Here is an 18652-nt window from a genome sequence, read left to right as displayed (position 1 = left end):
GATGGCGACCAGAAGGTCAATAGTTTGGCATAAACTAGATAGCGAATAAATCTAGCCAATTATTTGACGCCAATAAGTAATTAGGCTACGCCCCCCTCCTGTTTGGCCCTCGCACTTGCGAGCGGCCGCATGGAAATCATCAGAAACGGATCGCCGGAGAAATCTTTAATGAGCAGTGTTGTTGCCATCGTCAAAAGCATTGTTGGTCAAGTTTTCGTTATTTCTCCGGAAGGGACACGCCGCGTCCTCGTTGAAGGTGATCGCCTGTTCGCGGGCGACCAGGTAGACACCGGCATGTCCGGCGCGGTCAGCCTGGAACTGGCCGACGGCCGCACGCTGGACCTTGGTCGGGATACCCAATGGAGCGCCGACATGCCGGACTCCAGCCTTGATCTGGCCGCAGCCACCGAGCAGGCCGCGCCGTCGGTTGCCGAGCTGCAGCAAGCCATCGCCGCCGGCGCCGACCCGACCACCGACCTGGAAGCCACTGCCGCAGGCGCAACCGCTGCCGGTAACGGCGCCGCGGGCGGCGGCCACAGCTTCGTCGTGCTGGACGCGACCGCAGGCCGCGTCGACCCGACCATCGGCTTCCCGACCGGCCCTCTGGGCCAGACCACGGCGACACAAACCCAACTGGCGGGCGCCCAAGGCTCGACCGACAACAGCGGCAACCTGGTGCTGCAGGCGTCCACCCTGTCGCTGAGCGCAACCCCGAGCATCACCGAAGCCGGCGGCGTGCTGACCTACACCGCCACGGTGACCCAGGCGCCTTCCAGCAACCTGAACATCACGCTGTCCAACGGCGCAGTGATCACCATCATTGCCGGCCAGACCACCGGCACCGTCAACGTACCGCTGGCGCCGAATGACAGCCCCTACATCGATCCAAGCCAGATCAGCGTCAACGTCACCGGCACCACTGGCGGCAACAACCTGGTACTGACCCTCGACCCCAATCCGGCCGTGACTCAGATTACCGATACCATCGACACCACCACGGTGACGCTGACGGCGGGCGAGACTGTCACCGAAGGCGGTCAGATCACTTACACCGCGACGCTGACCAACCCTGCGCAGACGCCGGTGACGGTCACTTTGAGCAATGGCTCGGTGATCACCATCAAGGCGGGTGAGTCGGTTGGCACGGTGGTGGTGGATACGCCGGCTAACGACGTTTACAACAATGGTTCGACTGTTAGCACCACGATTACTGGGGCAACGGGCGGTAACTTCGAGAACTTGGTACCGAGCACTACACCTGCGGTCACTACGATTACTGATTCGGTTGATACCACTACCGTCACGTTGACGGCGGGCGAGACTGTTACCGAAGGCGGTCAGATCACTTACACCGCGACACTGACCAACCCTGCACAGACGCCGGTGACGGTCACTTTGAGCAATGGCTCGGTGATCACCATCAAGGCCGGAGAATCGGTTGGCACCGTGGTGGTGGATACGCCGGCTAACGACGTTTACAACAATGGTTCGACTGTCAGCACCACGATTACTGGGGCAACGGGCGGTAACTTTGAGAACCTGGTGCCGAGCACTGCGCCTGCGGTTACTACGATTACTGATTCGGTTGATACCACCACTGTTACGTTGACGGCGGGCGAGACTGTCACCGAAGGCGGTCAGATCACTTACACCGCGACACTGACCAACCCTGCACAGACGCCGGTGACGGTCACTTTGAGCAATGGCTCGGTGATTACCATCAAGGCCGGAGAATCGGTTGGCACCGTGGTGGTGGATACGCCGGCTAACGACGTTTACAACAATGGTTCGACCGTCAGCACCACTATTACTGGGGCAACGGGCGGTAACTTCGAAAATCTGGTGCCGAGCAATACGCCTGCGGTCACTACGATTACTGATTCGATCGACACCACCACCGTCACGTTGACGGCGGGCGAGACTGTCACCGAAGGCGGTCAGATCACTTACACCGCGACGCTGACCAATCCTGCGCAGACGCCGGTGACTGTGACGCTTTCTAATGGCCAGACCATCGTCATCGAAGCCGGCAAATCTGCAGGCTCGGTAGTCTTTGAAACTCCGGCTAACGACGTCTACAACAATGGTTCGACTGTCAGCACCACTATTACCGGTGCAACTGGCGGTAACTTCGAGAACTTGGTGCCGAGCACTACACCTGCGATCACTACGATTACTGATTCGGTTGATACCACCACCGTTACGTTGACGGCGGGCGAGACTGTCACCGAAGGCGGTCAGATCACTTACACCGCAACACTGACCAACCCTGCGCAGACGCCGGTGACTGTGACGCTTTCTAATGGCCAGACCATCGTCATCGAAGCCGGCAAATCTGCAGGCTCGGTAGTCTTTGAAACCCCGGCTAACGACGTTTACAACAATGGTTCGACTGTCAGCACCACTATTACCGGTGCAACTGGCGGTAACTTCGAGAACTTGGTGCCGAGCACTACACCTGCGATCACTACGATTACCGATTCGGTTGATACCACTACCGTTACGTTGACTGCCGATAACTCGGTCGTTGAAGGCGGCAATATCACTTACACCGCCACGTTGACCAACCCGGCGCAAACTCCGGTCACCGTGACGCTGAGCAATGGCCAGACCATCGTTATCGAAGCCGGTAAATCTGCAGGCTCGGTGGTGTTTGAAACTCCGGCTAACGATGTCTACAACAACGGTTCGACCGTCAACACAACGATCACCAACGCCACCGGCGGTAACTTCGAGAACTTGGTGCCGAGCACTACACCTGCGGTCACCACGATCACCGACTCGATTGATACCACTACCGTCACTCTGACTGCCGATAACTCGGTCGTTGAAGGCGGCAACATTACTTACACCGCCACGTTGACCAACCCAGCGCAAACCGCTGTGACGGTTACCTTGAGCAACGGCCAGACCATTGTTATCGAAGCCGGTAAATCTGCGGGATCGGTGGTGTTTGAAACTCCGGCCAACGACGTCTACAACAATAGTTCGACTGTCAGCACCACTATTACCAGTGCAACTGGCGGTAACTTTGAGAACTTGGTTCCAGGTACTGCCCCAGCGGTCACCACGATCACCGACTCGATCGACACCACCACCGTCACTTTGACGGCTGATCAATCGGTCGTTGAAGGCGGCAACATTACCTACACCGCTACGCTGACAAACCCGGCGCAAACTCCGGTCACCGTGACGCTGAGCAATGGCCAGACCATCGTCATCGAAGCCGGTAAATCTGCAGGCTCGGTGGTGTTTGAAACCCCGGCTAACGACGTCTACAACAACGGTTCGACCGTCAACACGACGATCACCAACGCCACCGGTGGCAACTTCGAGAATCTGGCGACCAACCCAGCGCCAGCCACCACCACGATTACCGATTCGATCGACACCACCACCGTCACTCTGACTGCCGATAACTCGGTCGTTGAAGGCGGCAACATCACTTACACCGCTACGCTGACAAACCCGGCGCAAACTCCGGTCACCGTGACGCTGAGCAATGGCCAGACCATCGTCATCGAAGCCGGTAAATCTGCAGGCTCGGTGGTGTTTGAAACTCCGGCCAACGACGTCTACAACAACGGCTCGACCGTCAATACGACGATCACCAACGCTACCGGTGGCAACTTCGAAAATCTGGCGACAAACCCGGCGCCAGCAGTCACCACGATCACCGACTCGATCGACACCACCACCGTCACTTTGACGGCAGATCCATCGGTCGTTGAAGGCGGCAACATCACCTACACCGCCACGTTGACCAACCCAGCGCAAACCGCGGTAACCGTGACGCTGAGCAACGGCCAGACGATCAACATCGAAGCGGGCAAGTCCAGCGGAACTGTAGTTTTCGAAACTCCGGCCAACGACGTCTACAACAACGGCTCGACCGTCAATACGACGATCACCAACGCCACCGGTGGCAACTTCGAAAATCTGGCAACCAATCCTGCGCCAGCGACCACCACGATCACCGACTCGATCGATACCACCACCGTCACGCTGACGGCGGATCCTTCGGTCGTTGAAGGCGGCAACATCACCTACACCGCTACGCTGACAAACCCTGCGCAAACCGCTGTGACGGTCACGCTGAGCAACGGTCAGACGATCAATATCGAAGCGGGCAAGTCCAGCGGAACTGTAGTTTTCGAAACCCCGGCTAACGACGTTTACAACAACGGCTCGACCGTCAACACGACGATCACCAACGCCACCGGTGGCAACTTCGAGAATCTGGCAACAAACCCAGCGCCAGCCACCACCACGATCACCGACTCGATCGATACCACTACCGTTACCCTGACTGCCGATAACTCGGTTGTTGAAGGCGGCAACATCACTTACACCGCTACGCTGACCAATCCAGCACAAACTGCTGTGACGGTCACCTTGAGCAATGGTCAGACCATCGTCATTGAGGCCGGTAAATCTGCTGGCTCGGTGGTGTTTGAAACTCCGGCAAACGACGTCTACAACAATGGTTCGACCGTCAACACGACGATCACCAACGCTACCGGTGGCAACTTCGAAAACCTGGCAACCAACCCAGCGCCAGCCACCACTACGATCACCGATTCAATCGACACCACCACCGTCACCCTGACGGCAGATCCATCGGTCGTTGAAGGCGGCAACATTACTTACACCGCCACGCTGACCAACCCGGCGCAAACCGCTGTGACGGTCACGCTGAGCAACGGTCAGACGATCAATATCGAAGCGGGCAAGTCCAGCGGAACTGTAGTTTTCGAAACTCCAGCTAACGACGTTTATAACAACGGTTCGACCGTCAATACGACGATCACCAATGCCACTGGCGGTAACTTCGAAAACCTGGCAACCAACCCAGCGCCAGCAGTGACCACCATCACCGACTCGATCGATACCACCACCGTCACTTTGACGGCTGATCAATCGGTCGTTGAAGGCGGCAACATCACTTACACCGCTACGTTGACTAACCCGGCCCAAACTCCGGTTACCGTGACGTTGAGCAATGGCCAGACCATCGTCATCGAAGCCGGTAAATCTGCGGGCTCAGTGGTGTTTGAAACCCCGGCTAACGACGTCTACAACAACGGTTCGACCGTCAACACGACGATCACCAACGCTACCGGTGGTAACTTCGAGAACCTGGCGACCAACCCAGCGCCAGCGACCACCACGATTACTGATTCGATCGACACCACCACCGTCACTCTGACGGCGGATCCATCGGTCGTTGAAGGCGGCAACATCACCTACACCGCTACGCTGACCAATCCGGCACAGACCGCTGTGACGGTCACCTTGAGCAATGGTCAGACCATCGTCATTGAGGCCGGTAAATCTGCTGGCTCGGTGGTGTTTGAAACTCCGGCAAACGACGTCTACAACAATGGTTCGACCGTCAACACGACGATCACTAATGCCACTGGCGGTAACTTCGAGAACCTGGCGACCAACCCAGCGCCAGCCACCACCACGATCACCGACTCGATCGACACCACCACCGTCACTTTGACGGCAGATCCATCCGTCGTTGAAGGCGGCAACATCACTTACACCGCCACGCTGACCAACCCGGCACAGACCGCTGTGACGGTCACGCTGAGCAACGGCCAGACGATCAACATCGAAGCGGGCAAGTCCAGCGGATCTGTGGTTTTCGAAACTCCGGCCAACGACGTTTACAACAACGGTTCGACCGTCAATACGACGATCACCAACGCCACCGGTGGCAACTTCGAGAATCTGGCGACCAACCCTACGCCAGCGACCACCACGATTACCGATTCGATCGACACCACCACCGTCACTCTGACTGCGGACCCATCGGTCGTTGAAGGCGGCAACATCACCTACACCGCCACGTTGACCAACCCAGCGCAAACCGCGGTAACCGTGACGCTGAGCAACGGCCAGACGATCAACATCGAAGCGGGCAAGTCCAGCGGAACTGTGGTTTTCGAAACCCCGGCCAACGACGTCTACAACAACGGTTCGACCGTCAACACGACGATCACCAGCGCCACCGGTGGCAACTTCGAGAACCTGGCAACCAACCCTGCGCCAGCCACCACCACGATCACCGACTCGATCGACACCACTACCGTCACTTTGACGGCTGATCCATCGGTCGTTGAGGGCGGCAACATTACTTACACCGCCACGTTGACCAATCCAGCGCAAACCGCTGTGACGGTTACCTTGAGCAACGGCCAGACGATCAACATCGAAGCAGGCAAGTCCAGCGGAACGGTAGTTTTCGAAACCCCGGCTAACGACGTCTACAACAATGGTTCCACCGTTAGCACCACTATTGCCGGTGCAACTGGCGGCAACTTTGAGAACCTGGCGACCAACCCAGCGCCAGCGACCACCACGATTACTGATTCGATCGACACCACCACCGTCACTTTGACCGCTGATCAATCGGTCGTTGAAGGCGGCAACATTACTTACACCGCTACGCTGACTAACCCGGCGCAAACTCCGGTGACTGTGACGCTTTCTAATGGTCAGACCATCGTCATCGAAGCCGGTAAATCTGCGGGTTCGGTAGTCTTCGAAACTCCGGCCAACGACGTCTACAACAACGGCTCGACCGTCAACACGACGATCACCAATGCCACTGGCGGTAACTTCGAAAACCTGGCAACCAACCCAGCGCCAGCCACCACTACGATCACCGATTCAATCGACACCACCACCGTCACCCTGACGGCAGATCCATCGGTCGTTGAAGGCGGCAACATCACTTACACCGCCACTCTGACCAACCCAGCGCAAACCGCTGTGACGGTTACCTTGAGCAACGGCCAGACGATCAACATCGAAGCGGGCAAGTCCAGCGGATCTGTGGTTTTCGAAACTCCGGCAAACGACGTCTACAACAATGGTTCGACCGTCAATACGACGATCACCAACGCCACCGGCGGTAACTTCGAAAATCTGGCAACCAATCCTGCGCCAGCGACCACCACGATTACCGATTCGATCGACACCACCACCGTCACTCTGACGGCAGATCCATCCGTCGTTGAAGGCGGCAACATCACTTACACCGCCACGCTGACCAACCCGGCACAGACCGCTGTGACGGTCACGCTGAGCAACGGCCAGACGATCAACATCGAAGCGGGCAAGTCCAGCGGAACTGTGGTTTTCGAAACTCCGGCCAACGACGTTTACAACAATGGTTCGACCGTCAACACGACGATCAGCAACACCACTGGCGGTAACTTCGAAAACCTGGCAACCAACCCAGCGCCAGCGACCACTACCATCACCGACTCGATCGATACCACCACCGTCACTCTGACGGCAGATCCTTCGGTCGTTGAAGGCGGCAACATCACCTACACCGCCACGCTGACCAACCCAGCGCAAACCGCTGTGACGGTTACCTTGAGCAACGGCCAGACGATCAACATCGAAGCGGGCAAGTCCAGCGGAACTGTGGTTTTCGAAACCCCGGCTAACGACGTTTACAACAACGGTTCGACCGTCAACACGACGATCACCAACGCCACTGGCGGTAATTTCGAAAACCTGGCGACCAATCCTGCGCCAGCAGTCACCACGATTACTGATTCGATTGATACCACTACCGTCACCCTGACGGCGGACCCATCGGTTGTTGAAGGCGGCAACATCACTTACACCGCTACGCTGACTAACCCGGCGCAAACCGCGGTAACCGTGACGCTGAGCAATGGCCAGACCATCGTCATCGAAGCCGGTAAATCTGCAGGCTCGGTGGTGTTTGAAACCCCGGCTAACGATGTTTACAACAATGGTTCGACCGTCAACACGACGATCACCAACGCCACTGGTGGTAACTTCGAGAACCTGGCGACCAACCCTACGCCAGCGACCACCACGATTACCGATTCGATCGACACCACCACCGTCACGCTGACAGCAGATCCATCCGTCGTTGAAGGCGGCAACATTACTTACACCGCCACGCTGACCAACCCTGCGCAAACCGCTGTGACGGTCACGCTGAGCAACGGCCAGACGATCAACATCGAAGCGGGCAAGTCCAGCGGAACTGTAGTTTTCGAAACCCCAGCTAACGACGTTTACAACAACGGTTCGACCGTCAACACGACGATCACCAGCGCCACCGGTGGCAACTTCGAGAACCTGGCAACCAACCCTGCGCCAGCCACCACCACGATCACCGACTCGATCGACACCACCACCGTCACTTTGACGGCTGATCAATCGGTCGTTGAAGGCGGCAACATTACCTACACCGCTACGCTGACAAACCCGGCGCAAACTCCGGTCACCGTGACGCTGAGCAATGGCCAGACCATCGTCATCGAAGCCGGTAAATCTGCAGGCTCGGTGGTGTTTGAAACCCCGGCTAACGACGTTTACAACAACGGTTCGACCGTCAACACGACGATCACTAATGCCACTGGCGGTAACTTCGAGAACCTGGCGACTAACCCAGCACCAGCGACTACCACCATCACCGACTCGATCGACACCACCACCGTCACTCTGACGGCTGATCAATCGGTCGTTGAAGGCGGCAACATTACCTACACCGCTACGCTGACTAACCCGGCGCAAACTGCGGTGACTGTGACGCTTTCCAATGGTCAGACGATCAACATCGAAGCGGGCAAGTCCAGCGGAACTGTGGTTTTCGAAACCCCGGCCAACGACGTCTACAACAACGGTTCGACCGTCAACACGACGATCACCAGCGCCACCGGTGGCAACTTCGAAAACCTGGCAACCAACCCAGCGCCAGCAACCACCACGATCACCGACTCGATCGACACAACCACCGTCACTTTGACGGCAGATCCATCGGTCGTTGAAGGCGGCAACATCACCTACACCGCCACGCTGACCAACCCAGCGCAAACCGCTGTGACGGTTACCTTGAGCAACGGCCAGACGATCAACATCGAAGCAGGCAAGTCCAGCGGAACTGTAGTTTTCGAAACTCCAGCCAACGACGTCTACAACAACGGCTCGACCGTCAACACCACGATCACCAACGCTACCGGTGGCAACTTCGAAAACCTGGCAACCAACCCTGCGCCAGCGACCACCACCATCACCGATTCGATCGACACCACCACCGTCACGCTGACGGCGGATCCATCGGTCGTTGAAGGCGGCAACATCACTTACACCGCCACGCTGACCAACCCAGCGCAAACCGCTGTGACCGTCACGCTGAGCAACGGCCAGACGATCAACATCGAAGCGGGCAAGTCTTCGGGCACGGTCGTTTTCCAAACGCCGCCGAACGACGTTTACAACAACGCGTCGACTGTCAGCACGACGATCACCAAGGCAACCGGCGGTAATTTTGAGAACCTGGCGGCGAATCCGGCCGCTGCCGTGACGAGCATCACCGACTCGATCGACACCACCACCGTGACCCTGAGCGCGCCAAGCGAAGTCAACGAAGGCGGCACCATCACCTACACCGCCACCTTGAGCAACAAGGCTGGCAGCGACATGGTGATCACCCTGGATAACGGCTCGACGATCAAGATTGCCAAGGATTCTCTGGTCGGCCAGGTGACCGTCAATGCGCCAGGCGATGACGTGTTCATCGACAAGAGCACCCAGACCGTCAAGATCGCCGGCACGACCGGCGGCAATTTCGAAAACCTCAGCGTGACGCCAGGCGGCGCCACTACCGTGGTCAACGACACCATTGATACGGTGAGAATCCTCCTGACCGCCACCGGCAGCGTCGGCGAGAAAGGCAACATCGTCTACACCGCCACCCTGGTCGACAAAGACGGTCATGCCGTCAATAACGTCGGCAAAACTGTGGTGGTCGAGCTGGATAACGGCAAGACCATCAGCATTGCCGACGGCCAGAGTTCCAGCACGGCCACCGTTGTCGCGCCTAACGATGTGTACGCCGGCAACCAGACGGTGACTGCGGCCATCAAGGGCGTCACCGGTGGTGAGCAGTTCGAGAACCTGGTGCCGGTCAAGGATCCGGTGAGCACCACCGTATACGACACACCGGGCACCACCGACCTGACGACCGTGACCCTGAGCGCGTCAAGTGCGGTCAACGAAGGCGGCACCATCACCTACACCGCCACCTTGAGCAACAAGGCCGGCAGCGACATGGTGGTCACCCTGGATAACGGCGCCACGATCAAGATTGCCAAGGATTCCCTGGTCGGCCAGGTGACCGTCAATGCGCCAAGCGATGACGTGTTCATCGACAAAAGCACCCAGACCGTGAAGATCACCGGCACTACCGGCGGTAATTTCGAGGGCGTGACCATCACCCCAGGCGGCGCGACCACCGTCGTCAACGACACCATCGATGACGTGACCGTGTCGCTCAAAGCCAACGGCTCGGTCAGCGAAGGCGGCCAGATCACTTACACCGCGTCCCTGGTCGACAAGAACGGCAATGCCGTAACCAACGTCGGCTCCGACCTGGTGGTGAAGTTGGATAACGGCTCGACCATTACCATCGGCAACGGCCAGTCCAGCAACACCGCGACCGCCACTGCGCCTAACGATGCGTACGTCGGCGCCAACGACGTGACCGCCAAGATCACCGGCGTGGTCAGCGGCGGCGACAAGTACGAGCATTTGATCGTCGACGGCAGCACCGTGACCACCAAGGTGACGGATGTGATCAACAACACCACCATCAGCATTACCGGCGACGCATCGGTGACTGAAGGCGGCACGGCGAACTACACCCTGACCCTGAGCAACCCGGCGCAAACCGATGTGACCGTGACGCTCAAGTACAGCGGCACCGCCACCGATGGCTCGGACTTCACCGGCGTGTACACCGTGAAGATCCCGGCCGGAGCCAGCAGCGTGCCGTTCACGATCAACACGATCGACGACAAGATCACCGAGCCGACAGAAACGATCGTCATCACTATCGATAAAACCACCGGCGGCAACTTCGAAAACCTGGTGGTCGGCAATGGCAGCGTCAGCACCAACATCATCGACAACGACGCGCCGCCGGTCATCGACCTGGATGCCAACAACTCCAGCGGCGCCACCGGTGCCGACTACAAGACTTCGTTCACCGAAGGCGGCACGGGCGTGTCGATTGCTGACACCGACATCAAGATTACCGATCCGGACAGCACCCAACTGACCGGCGCCACCGTGGTCTTGACCAACACTCAGCAGGGCGATTCGCTGAACTACGCAGGCGTTACCGGCATCACTGTGACCCCGACCACAGACCCTGCCACCGGCAAGATCACGCTGACCCTGACCGGTACGGCGTCGCTGGCTGACTACATGCAGCAGATCAAGAACATCACGTTCACCAACAACAGCCACGACCCGAGCACCACGCCACGGACCATTACCGTGACCGTGACCGATGGCGGCAATTACTCCAACGTCGCTACCGCCACGGTCAACGTGGTGGCGGTCAACGATGCGCCAGTGGCAACCGGCAGCGCCGTGACCGGCACCGAAGACACGCCGCTGGCCCTGACCTGGGCCAACTTCGGCGTGACCGATGTGGACTCGCCACAAGCCAGCCTTGGCGTGAAAATCACCGACCTGCCGGTGGCCGGCAAGCTGCAATACCTGGCGGCCGACGGCTCCACCTGGACCAACGTGACCGCCGGCCAGACCTTCACCAAGGCGCAGATCGACGGCGGCCAGTTGCGCTTTATGCCCAACGCCAACGAGTCCGGCACCGACGGTTATGGCGGCACCGGCATTGGCAACAAGCAGGCCGATTACGCGCAGTTCAAGTTCCAGCCTACCGACGGCAAGGACCTGGGCACCAGCGCCACGGTGAAAGTCGATATCACGCCGGTCGCCGACGCACCGACCCTGAATGTGGCTGACAACAACGTCAATTCGGTGGGCTTGCTCAAGCAAAGCTGGAACAGCATCGCCGGTATCGGCACCAACGGTAACGGCGCGGCCCCGGCCGACCTGAAAAACGCCATTGATAACGCCGGCACGCCGAACAGCAGCGCGATTGTGACCAACGTCGAATCCACCGCCAACGTGGCGGCAGGTGCGGGCTCGAAGATCTCCGGCCTGATGTACATGGAAGCCGGCAAGTCCTACACCTTCAGCGGCACCGGCGATGACAGCCTGGTGATCAACGTCGGCGGCAAAGACGTGGCCAGCGCGCAATGGGGCACCAACAGTGGCAAGTTCAGCGGCTCGATCACCCCGACCGTCAGCGGCTACTACAGCATCGAGATTTACCACGCCAACCAGTCCGGCCCGGGCAGCTATGACGTCAACCTGTCAATCAACGGCGCAGCGGCCACAGACCTGAGCACCAGCGGCGCGGCGCTGTACACCGGCATCACTGACCTGACCAACGCCGGCGTGACCGTGTCCGACCTGCATGGCAGCAACGGTGACGGTTACTACGTGGGCTACAAGCTCAACGAAGGCCAGGAAAACGGCACTGTGAAGCTGTCCAAGGTCACCACCGCGCTGACCGATACCGACGGCTCGGAAACCCTGAGCGTGAAGATCAGCGGCGTACCGGCAGGCTCTGTGCTCACCGACGCTTCCGGGCACACCTTCACCGCGACCAAAACCGTGGGCGAAGTCAACGTCACCGGCTGGGACCTGAGCACCCTGACCATCAAGCCGCCGACCTACTACAGCGGCCAGTTCAACCTGACCGTCACCTCGACGTCCACCGAAAGCCTCGGCGGTTCGGCCATCACCACCGCACAATTGCCGGTGACGGTGTACCCGGCCACGTACAGCTCGATCACGGGCACCTCGGGCAGTGACGCGATTACCGGCACCGATGGCAACGACATCGTCGTGGCCGATATCGGCGGCCTGAACGTGGTGCAGGGCAAGAACTACAACATCGCGTTCATGGTGGACAGTTCCGGCAGCATGAGCACCGCGTCGGTCAACGCCGCGAAGGCTTCTTTGACCTCGGTGTTCAACTCGCTCAAAGACAGCCTGGGCGCCAACACGTCGGGGACTGTGAATATCTTCCTGGCGGATTTCGATACCCAGGTGAACAAGTCGGTCGCCATCAACCTCAACGATCCAAACGCCCTGACGTTGCTCAAGGCAGTGCTGGACTCGATGGTGTCGGGCGGTGGTACCAACTATGAAGACGTGTTCAAGACCACGGCCAACTTCTTCCAGAGCGGCCTGGCGACCGGCAACACCGGCGCGACCAACCTGACCTACTTCATCACCGACGGCCAGCCGACGTACTTCCAGAACGGCGAGCAGACCAACCCGGTGGTCACTGACTTCTACAACAGCGGCGTCACCGATGGTCGCTTGGACGACTACATCAGCACCAACAACTATGTGCTGGGTAACACGTTCAGCATCAACGTCAACGGCACTAACCTGCAGTTGATCGACAGCCGCGGCCAATTGCACCAATGGGTACAGGTCCGCAGTGGCGGCTGGTACGACAATGGCGTGATCGGCACCGTGCACGCCCAGGGTGACGGCACGTTTGAAGTCTCCTACCTCGACGGCAGTGGCAGCAGCACCAGCACAGCGACCACAAACAACTCCAGCAGCGGCTTTGCACTGCTCAAAGGCTTGTCGGCGGTAGAAGCCATCGGTATCAACGGCGACGTCAGCCTCAATGACCTCCGGCCGTACGACAGCGATGGCAAGCCGCAAAGCAACATCGATCCGAAGGACCTGGCCAACGCCATCCTCGGCCACACCGAGGCAACGCTGCCGGGCAACGACACGATCAACGGGGGTGACGGCAACGACATCATCTTCGGCGACCTGGTGAGCTTCAGCGGTATTACCGGTGAGGGTTACAACGCACTGCAGGCCTTTGTTGCACAGAAGACCGGCGTGGCGGTCACGGCGGTGACCACCTCGAACGTGCACCAGTACGTGACCGAGCACTATGCCGACTTCGACGTGTCCGGCGCCAAAGACGGCAACGACACACTGTTGGGCGGCGCGGGTGATGACATCCTGTTCGGCCAGGGCGGCAACGACTACCTGGACGGTGGCAAAGGCAATGACATCTTGCTGGGCGGCACCGGTGACGACACCTTGATCGGCGGCCAGGGCAACGACATCCTGATCGGTGGTTCGGGCGCCGACACCTTCGTGTGGAAAGCGGGTGACCTGGGCAACGATGTGATCAAGGACTTTAAAGCCTCGGAAGGTGACCGGATCGATCTCAAGGATCTGTTGAAGGGTGAGACAGACAGCACCATCGACAACTACCTCAAGATCACCACGGTAGACGGCGTGTCGACCCTGCAAATCAGCAGTGAAGGCAAGCTCAACGCGGCTGGCGGCGTGGCCAATGCCGATGTGACGATCAAGCTGGAAGGCAACGATTGGTCTCACACCAGCATCAACTCGCTGATCAGTGGTGCCGACCCGACCATCAAGATCGATCACACCGCCTAAGACGCGATGAACCGGCCGCCCACTCGGGCGGCCGATTTATTTGGCTGATGCGTTACTGGCTCTTACGGGCGGTTGCATCGCATACTCGCGCTCATAAACACACCATTGACCTATGCTGGTGAACGCGTGTGGCTCATTTTCGAGGGTTTCTTATGTTTTACGTGCAACGTGATGCACAGGGTGCACTGAGTCGCGTGGAGGCCGCCGCCTTTGCCGAATCAACTGAGACCCTGCCGGCCGATCACCATGAGATTCAGGCCTGGTACGCCAACGAAGTGGTGGAAACCAGCCTGGCGCAGCTCAAGCAAAGTGACCTGGAGATGATTCGGGTGCTGGACGACTTGATTCAGGTGCTGACGCGCAAGGGCGTGATCAGCGTGACGGACCTGCCGCCGGCAGCGCAGGCCAAGCTGATGGACCGTACCCACGCGCGGGAAGCGTTGGGCGGGTTGAGCCACCTGATCAATGATGAAGAGACTGGGTTGATCTGATTTAGTTAGGCAAACCGAAGCTAAACCGGGGCAGGCTTTTTTGGGAGCTGGCTTGCCTGCGATGCAGGCACCTCGGTGTATCAGGCGGACCGAAGTGATGCTATCGCAGGCAAGCCAGCTCCCACACAAGCGAGTGCCCCGTTAGGTTTGGATTATTTCCAGGGCGCCGGTTCACCGAATAGCTGCCCCTGCACACCAAATATCCCCATCTCGCGAATCACCTTCAGCTCCCCTTCGGTTTCCACACGCTCGGCAATCAATGGCAAGTCGATGCTGTGGGCCGCACGCTGGATCGCCTCGATAAACAGGCGTTTGTCGCTTTCCTGATCGATGGCGCGGATGTAGCTGCCGTCGATTTTCAGGTACGCCAGGCCCAGCCGTGCAAGGTTGCCGATCATGCTGAAACGCCCACCAAAGCGCTGCAGGCTCAGAGAGAAGCCCAGCTCGCGCAGGCGCTGGGTCAACTGCTCCAGCAGCGCCTGTTCCGGCAATTGTTCTTCACCGATTTCCAGGGTCAGGCGCGGGCCCAGGTTGCTGTGCTGGCGCAGCAGCTCAAAAATCCGATTCAGCGCCTGAGCATCCTGCAAGGTCGCGGCAGACAGGTTCAGCGCCAGGCTATGGCTGTGGCCGGCCATTTGCTTGAGTACCTGCTCGAGCATCAAGCGGTCCAGGCGCGCCGTCCAGCCGAAGCGCTCAAGCCACGGCAGGAAACGCCCGGCAGGTATCGTGTGGCCGTCTTCATCCTGCAAGCGCGACAGCACTTTGTAGTGCAAGACCAGCTGCGGGTCCTGGCTGGCGACGACCGGTTGGAAGTACAGCTGGAAACGCTGCTGGGTCAGGGCCTGGTCGAGCAGCGTGTGCCACGCATGGTGATCGTCGCCGACGCTGGCGGCGGCGCTATGGTCCAGGCACACCCAGCTGGTGTCGCCCTGCCCTTCGGCCTGGGCCAGGGCTTGGTCAGCCAGGGTCAACAACGCTTGAGGCGAGTCACCATGGTTGAACGGTGCCAGGCCGATATAGGCAACCGGCGTGACATCACTGGCGCCAGTGGCCTGCAGGCTGAGCAACGTGGTCTCAAGGTTCTGCGCCAGTTGCAGCGCTTCTTCGCGCACCAGCCCCGGCGCCAGCACCGCAAACTCACCGCCACGGATACGGGTGACGAGGTTGTGGGTTTCCGGGTACGGCTCGCACTCGCGCAGCAGCTGTTCGCCGACCGCTTGCAGCAATTGGTCGGTACGCTGGCCCCCGAGGCGCTGGTTGAGACCGGCCAGGTCCTTGACCCGCAGCAGCAGCAGATAGCCGGAGCTGGTCTCTTCCGGGTTACTCACGCGGGCGTTGAGCTGCATTTCGAAATAACGCCGGTTGGCGAGGCCGGTGAGGTTGTCTTGATAGGACTCGATGCGCAGCTTTTCGCTGCGCTCGGCCTGCTCCTGGAACAGCGCCTTGAGCTTTTCCACCATCTGGTTCATGGCCTGCACTACGCGGCGCAGTTCCGGCGTGCGCGGCAGGTCGGGCAAGCTGAGAAACTCGCGACGGGCAATGGCGTGGGACTGCTTGACCATGTAGTCCAATGGCTTCAACTGCCGACGCAGCAACAACGCGCCAAGCACCGCACTGACCGCGCCGCACAGCAACAGCCAGCCGAGGCTGCCCAGGGCGCTTTGCCAGAGTTTGGCCAGGGCGAACATCGGGTGACTGACCACCTCCACGCGCGCCGCCTGCTCCCAGCCGCGATTGACCAGCGCATCGCCACCCGCCGGCTCCAGGCCGATCAATTTCACGAACCAGTTGGGCACACCGTTGTTGTCGGGAATGCCGCTGCGCTCGACGATGGTTTTATCCGTGGCCAGGTCCACCACGCGGATGCTTGCGTAATAGCCGCTGTCGAAGATCGAGCTGACCAGCAGTTCGACCATGGCCGGGTCGTCGATATTGGGCGTCAGCGACAACGCCAGTGCGGTCGCCGCATCCTGCGCGTGGGAGCGAAGCTGGTTGACGTATTGGGTGCGCGAGCTTTCCAGGCTGACCATGAAGCTGCCACTGAAGGCGACCACCAGGAACAGACAGATTGCGATCAATAGTTGTTTGAACAGAGACATCCGATCAGTTACTCCTAGTTGGCAGGCTCGGCCGGGAAGCCTTCGGCACGCATTTTTCTCAACACATCCTGCCAGCGCGACAAGCGTTTGGTATCACCGACTTTCGTGTTGCCCTTGGCGCCGGGCAGGTACAAACCCTCGGCGTTGAAGGAATACACGGGAATCAGGTCGGTACGGCGGGTGGCCGGCAGGATCTCGTCCATCAGGCTATCGAGCACCAGCGGGATGGCGTTCGGGGTCGAATAATACGTCAGCACCATGTGCGCGCGATTCTGACGCAAGGCCTTGACGTAGGTAATGCGCAATTTGTCGCTGGAAACGCCCAGGTGACGCAGGCTGAAATACTTGGCGATTGCATAGTCTTCACAATCTCCGGCACCTTTCCACAGGGCTTCGATGGGCGTCTCCCAATAATCGACCACGTGCCACAGGTCGATGTCTTCCACGTACGTCATTTGCTTGTTGAAGAACAGATTGACGACCTTGAGCTGCTCCTGCTCGTCGACCTGCTTTTGGGTCGCGAGCAACCGCTGCCAGGCGTCAATCCGCTGCTGGCCCTCACCCAGCGGCCCGTACAAGGCGGTGGCTTTGCGGCTGATCTGAGAGAAATCCCAATCGGCATGCAGCCCGCCGAGCATCAAGCCAGCCAACAGAATCGCTGAAAATAGCCAGCTAAGGATTCGAGAGGGAATAAAACTTACCGCCAAGGCGTTCAGTCCGTGAAGAGAGACGGAATTTCAAAGGATGGTGAAGCCTCAACCGACAAAAAACAATGGCACAGTGCAATCATTCATACGGGGGCGAAGTTCATGACCCCCCGCTGTGGGATGCACAAAGTACAGCTTGTAAGCCCTTACAAACGGAAACTTTGGCTGTTTGACAAGCGTGTGGGCCATCTTTAGTGTGCATTGGATCCAATTAAACACACTCCATTCAACAATAAGGAGGATAGCGTAACCGTGACGCAGAAGCCGAACCCGTTAAGCAGCATCAAAATCAGCGGGCCTATTCCCGCCCACCTTGCCCGCGCCGTTATTGAAGAAACCCTGCGCAATGCCATTCTCGACGGTCGACTGCCCTGTGGTACCGCGATGCGCCAGCAAGAGCTCGCCAGCCTGTTCGGTGTCAGCCGCATGCCCGTGCGCGAAGCTTTGCGCCAGCTGGAAGCCCAGTCTTTGCTGCATGTGGTGACGCACAAGGGCGCCGTGGTTGCGCCGTTGATCGAAGACAATTCAGCTGAAACCTATGCCCTGCGCATGCTGCTGGAATCCGAAGCGCTGCGCCTGTCGATCCCGTTGCTTACCGACGCCGACATTGCCGAAGCCGACGCCTTGATCAAAGCGCTGGAGCAGGAGAAAGATTACGCCGAGATCGGCCGTCTCAATCGTCTGTTTCACATGGCGCTTTATAGCAAGGCACCCAACCAGCGTTTGCTCAAGTTGGTTGAACACGGCTTGAACGAGGAAGAACGCTTTCTGCGCTTCAACCTCGAAGCGATGGGGCTGGGCGAGACGTCCCAGGAAGATCACCGTGAACTGCTGAGCCTGGTAGCCCAGAAGAAAACCGACGAAAGCATCCTGACGTTGCGCAACCACCTGATGCGCGGCATGGAGGTCATCTCCACCTACCTCAACGGTCTTGAAGCCGCCGCAACACTCGACACGCAGTAAGTTTTACCAC

5 protein-coding genes are annotated in these 18652 nt (G+C 59.0%); 3 read left to right on the top strand and 2 right to left on the bottom strand.

All coding sequences use genetic code 11. The annotated features are described in order from the left end of the window. Nucleotides 1-168 precede the first annotated feature (168 nt). Nucleotides 169-14382: a retention module-containing protein gene (locus tag ABWL43_RS00665; RefSeq protein WP_404486214.1), complete on the top strand. Its 14214-nt coding sequence runs from the start codon at nt 169-171 to the stop codon at nt 14380-14382. Between the two features lie 152 nt (nt 14383-14534). Further along, the gene (locus ABWL43_RS00660; RefSeq protein ID WP_016968775.1) at nt 14535-14873 is read left to right on the top strand and encodes a hypothetical protein; all 339 of its coding nucleotides are present in this window, start codon (nt 14535-14537) and stop codon (nt 14871-14873) included. A 152-nt stretch (nt 14874-15025) separates the two neighbouring features. On the opposite strand, the gene lapD is transcribed toward ABWL43_RS00660, so the two are convergent. Next, nucleotides 15026-16972 carry a cyclic di-GMP receptor LapD gene (gene lapD, locus ABWL43_RS00655; protein WP_262207455.1) on the bottom strand — a complete coding sequence of 649 codons (1947 nt, stop codon included), beginning with the start codon at nt 16970-16972 and terminating at the stop codon, nt 15026-15028. Between the two features lie 14 nt (nt 16973-16986). After that, nucleotides 16987-17679 (bottom strand): cysteine protease LapG, encoded by a 693-nt coding sequence (gene lapG / locus ABWL43_RS00650; RefSeq protein WP_106580708.1) that lies wholly within the window; start codon nt 17677-17679, stop codon nt 16987-16989. 252 nt (nt 17680-17931) lie between these two features. Here lapG and ABWL43_RS00645 point away from each other — a divergent pair, with 252 nt between their 5' ends. Further along, complete coding sequence (locus ABWL43_RS00645) at nt 17932-18642, top strand: GntR family transcriptional regulator (RefSeq protein ID WP_242201948.1); 711 nt, start codon at nt 17932-17934, stop codon at nt 18640-18642. Nucleotides 18643-18652: the final 10 nt, after the last annotated feature.

It is taken from the genome of Pseudomonas sp. HT11, from assembly GCF_044875395.1.
Classification (GTDB): Bacteria; Pseudomonadota; Gammaproteobacteria; order Pseudomonadales; family Pseudomonadaceae; genus Aquipseudomonas.
The sequence above is the reverse complement of the archived record's forward strand: the minus strand, read 5'-3'. Positions and strand labels throughout refer to the sequence as shown.

Coding starts and splice junctions, on each gene's coding strand:
- ABWL43_RS00665 (WP_404486214.1), top strand. CDS start 169: ATGAGCAGTGTTGTTGCCATCGTCAAAAGCATTGTTGGTCAAGTTTTC.
- ABWL43_RS00660 (WP_016968775.1), top strand. CDS start 14,535: ATGTTTTACGTGCAACGTGATGCACAGGGTGCACTGAGTCGCGTGGAG.
- lapD (WP_262207455.1), bottom strand. CDS start 16,972: ATGTCTCTGTTCAAACAACTATTGATCGCAATCTGTCTGTTCCTGGTG.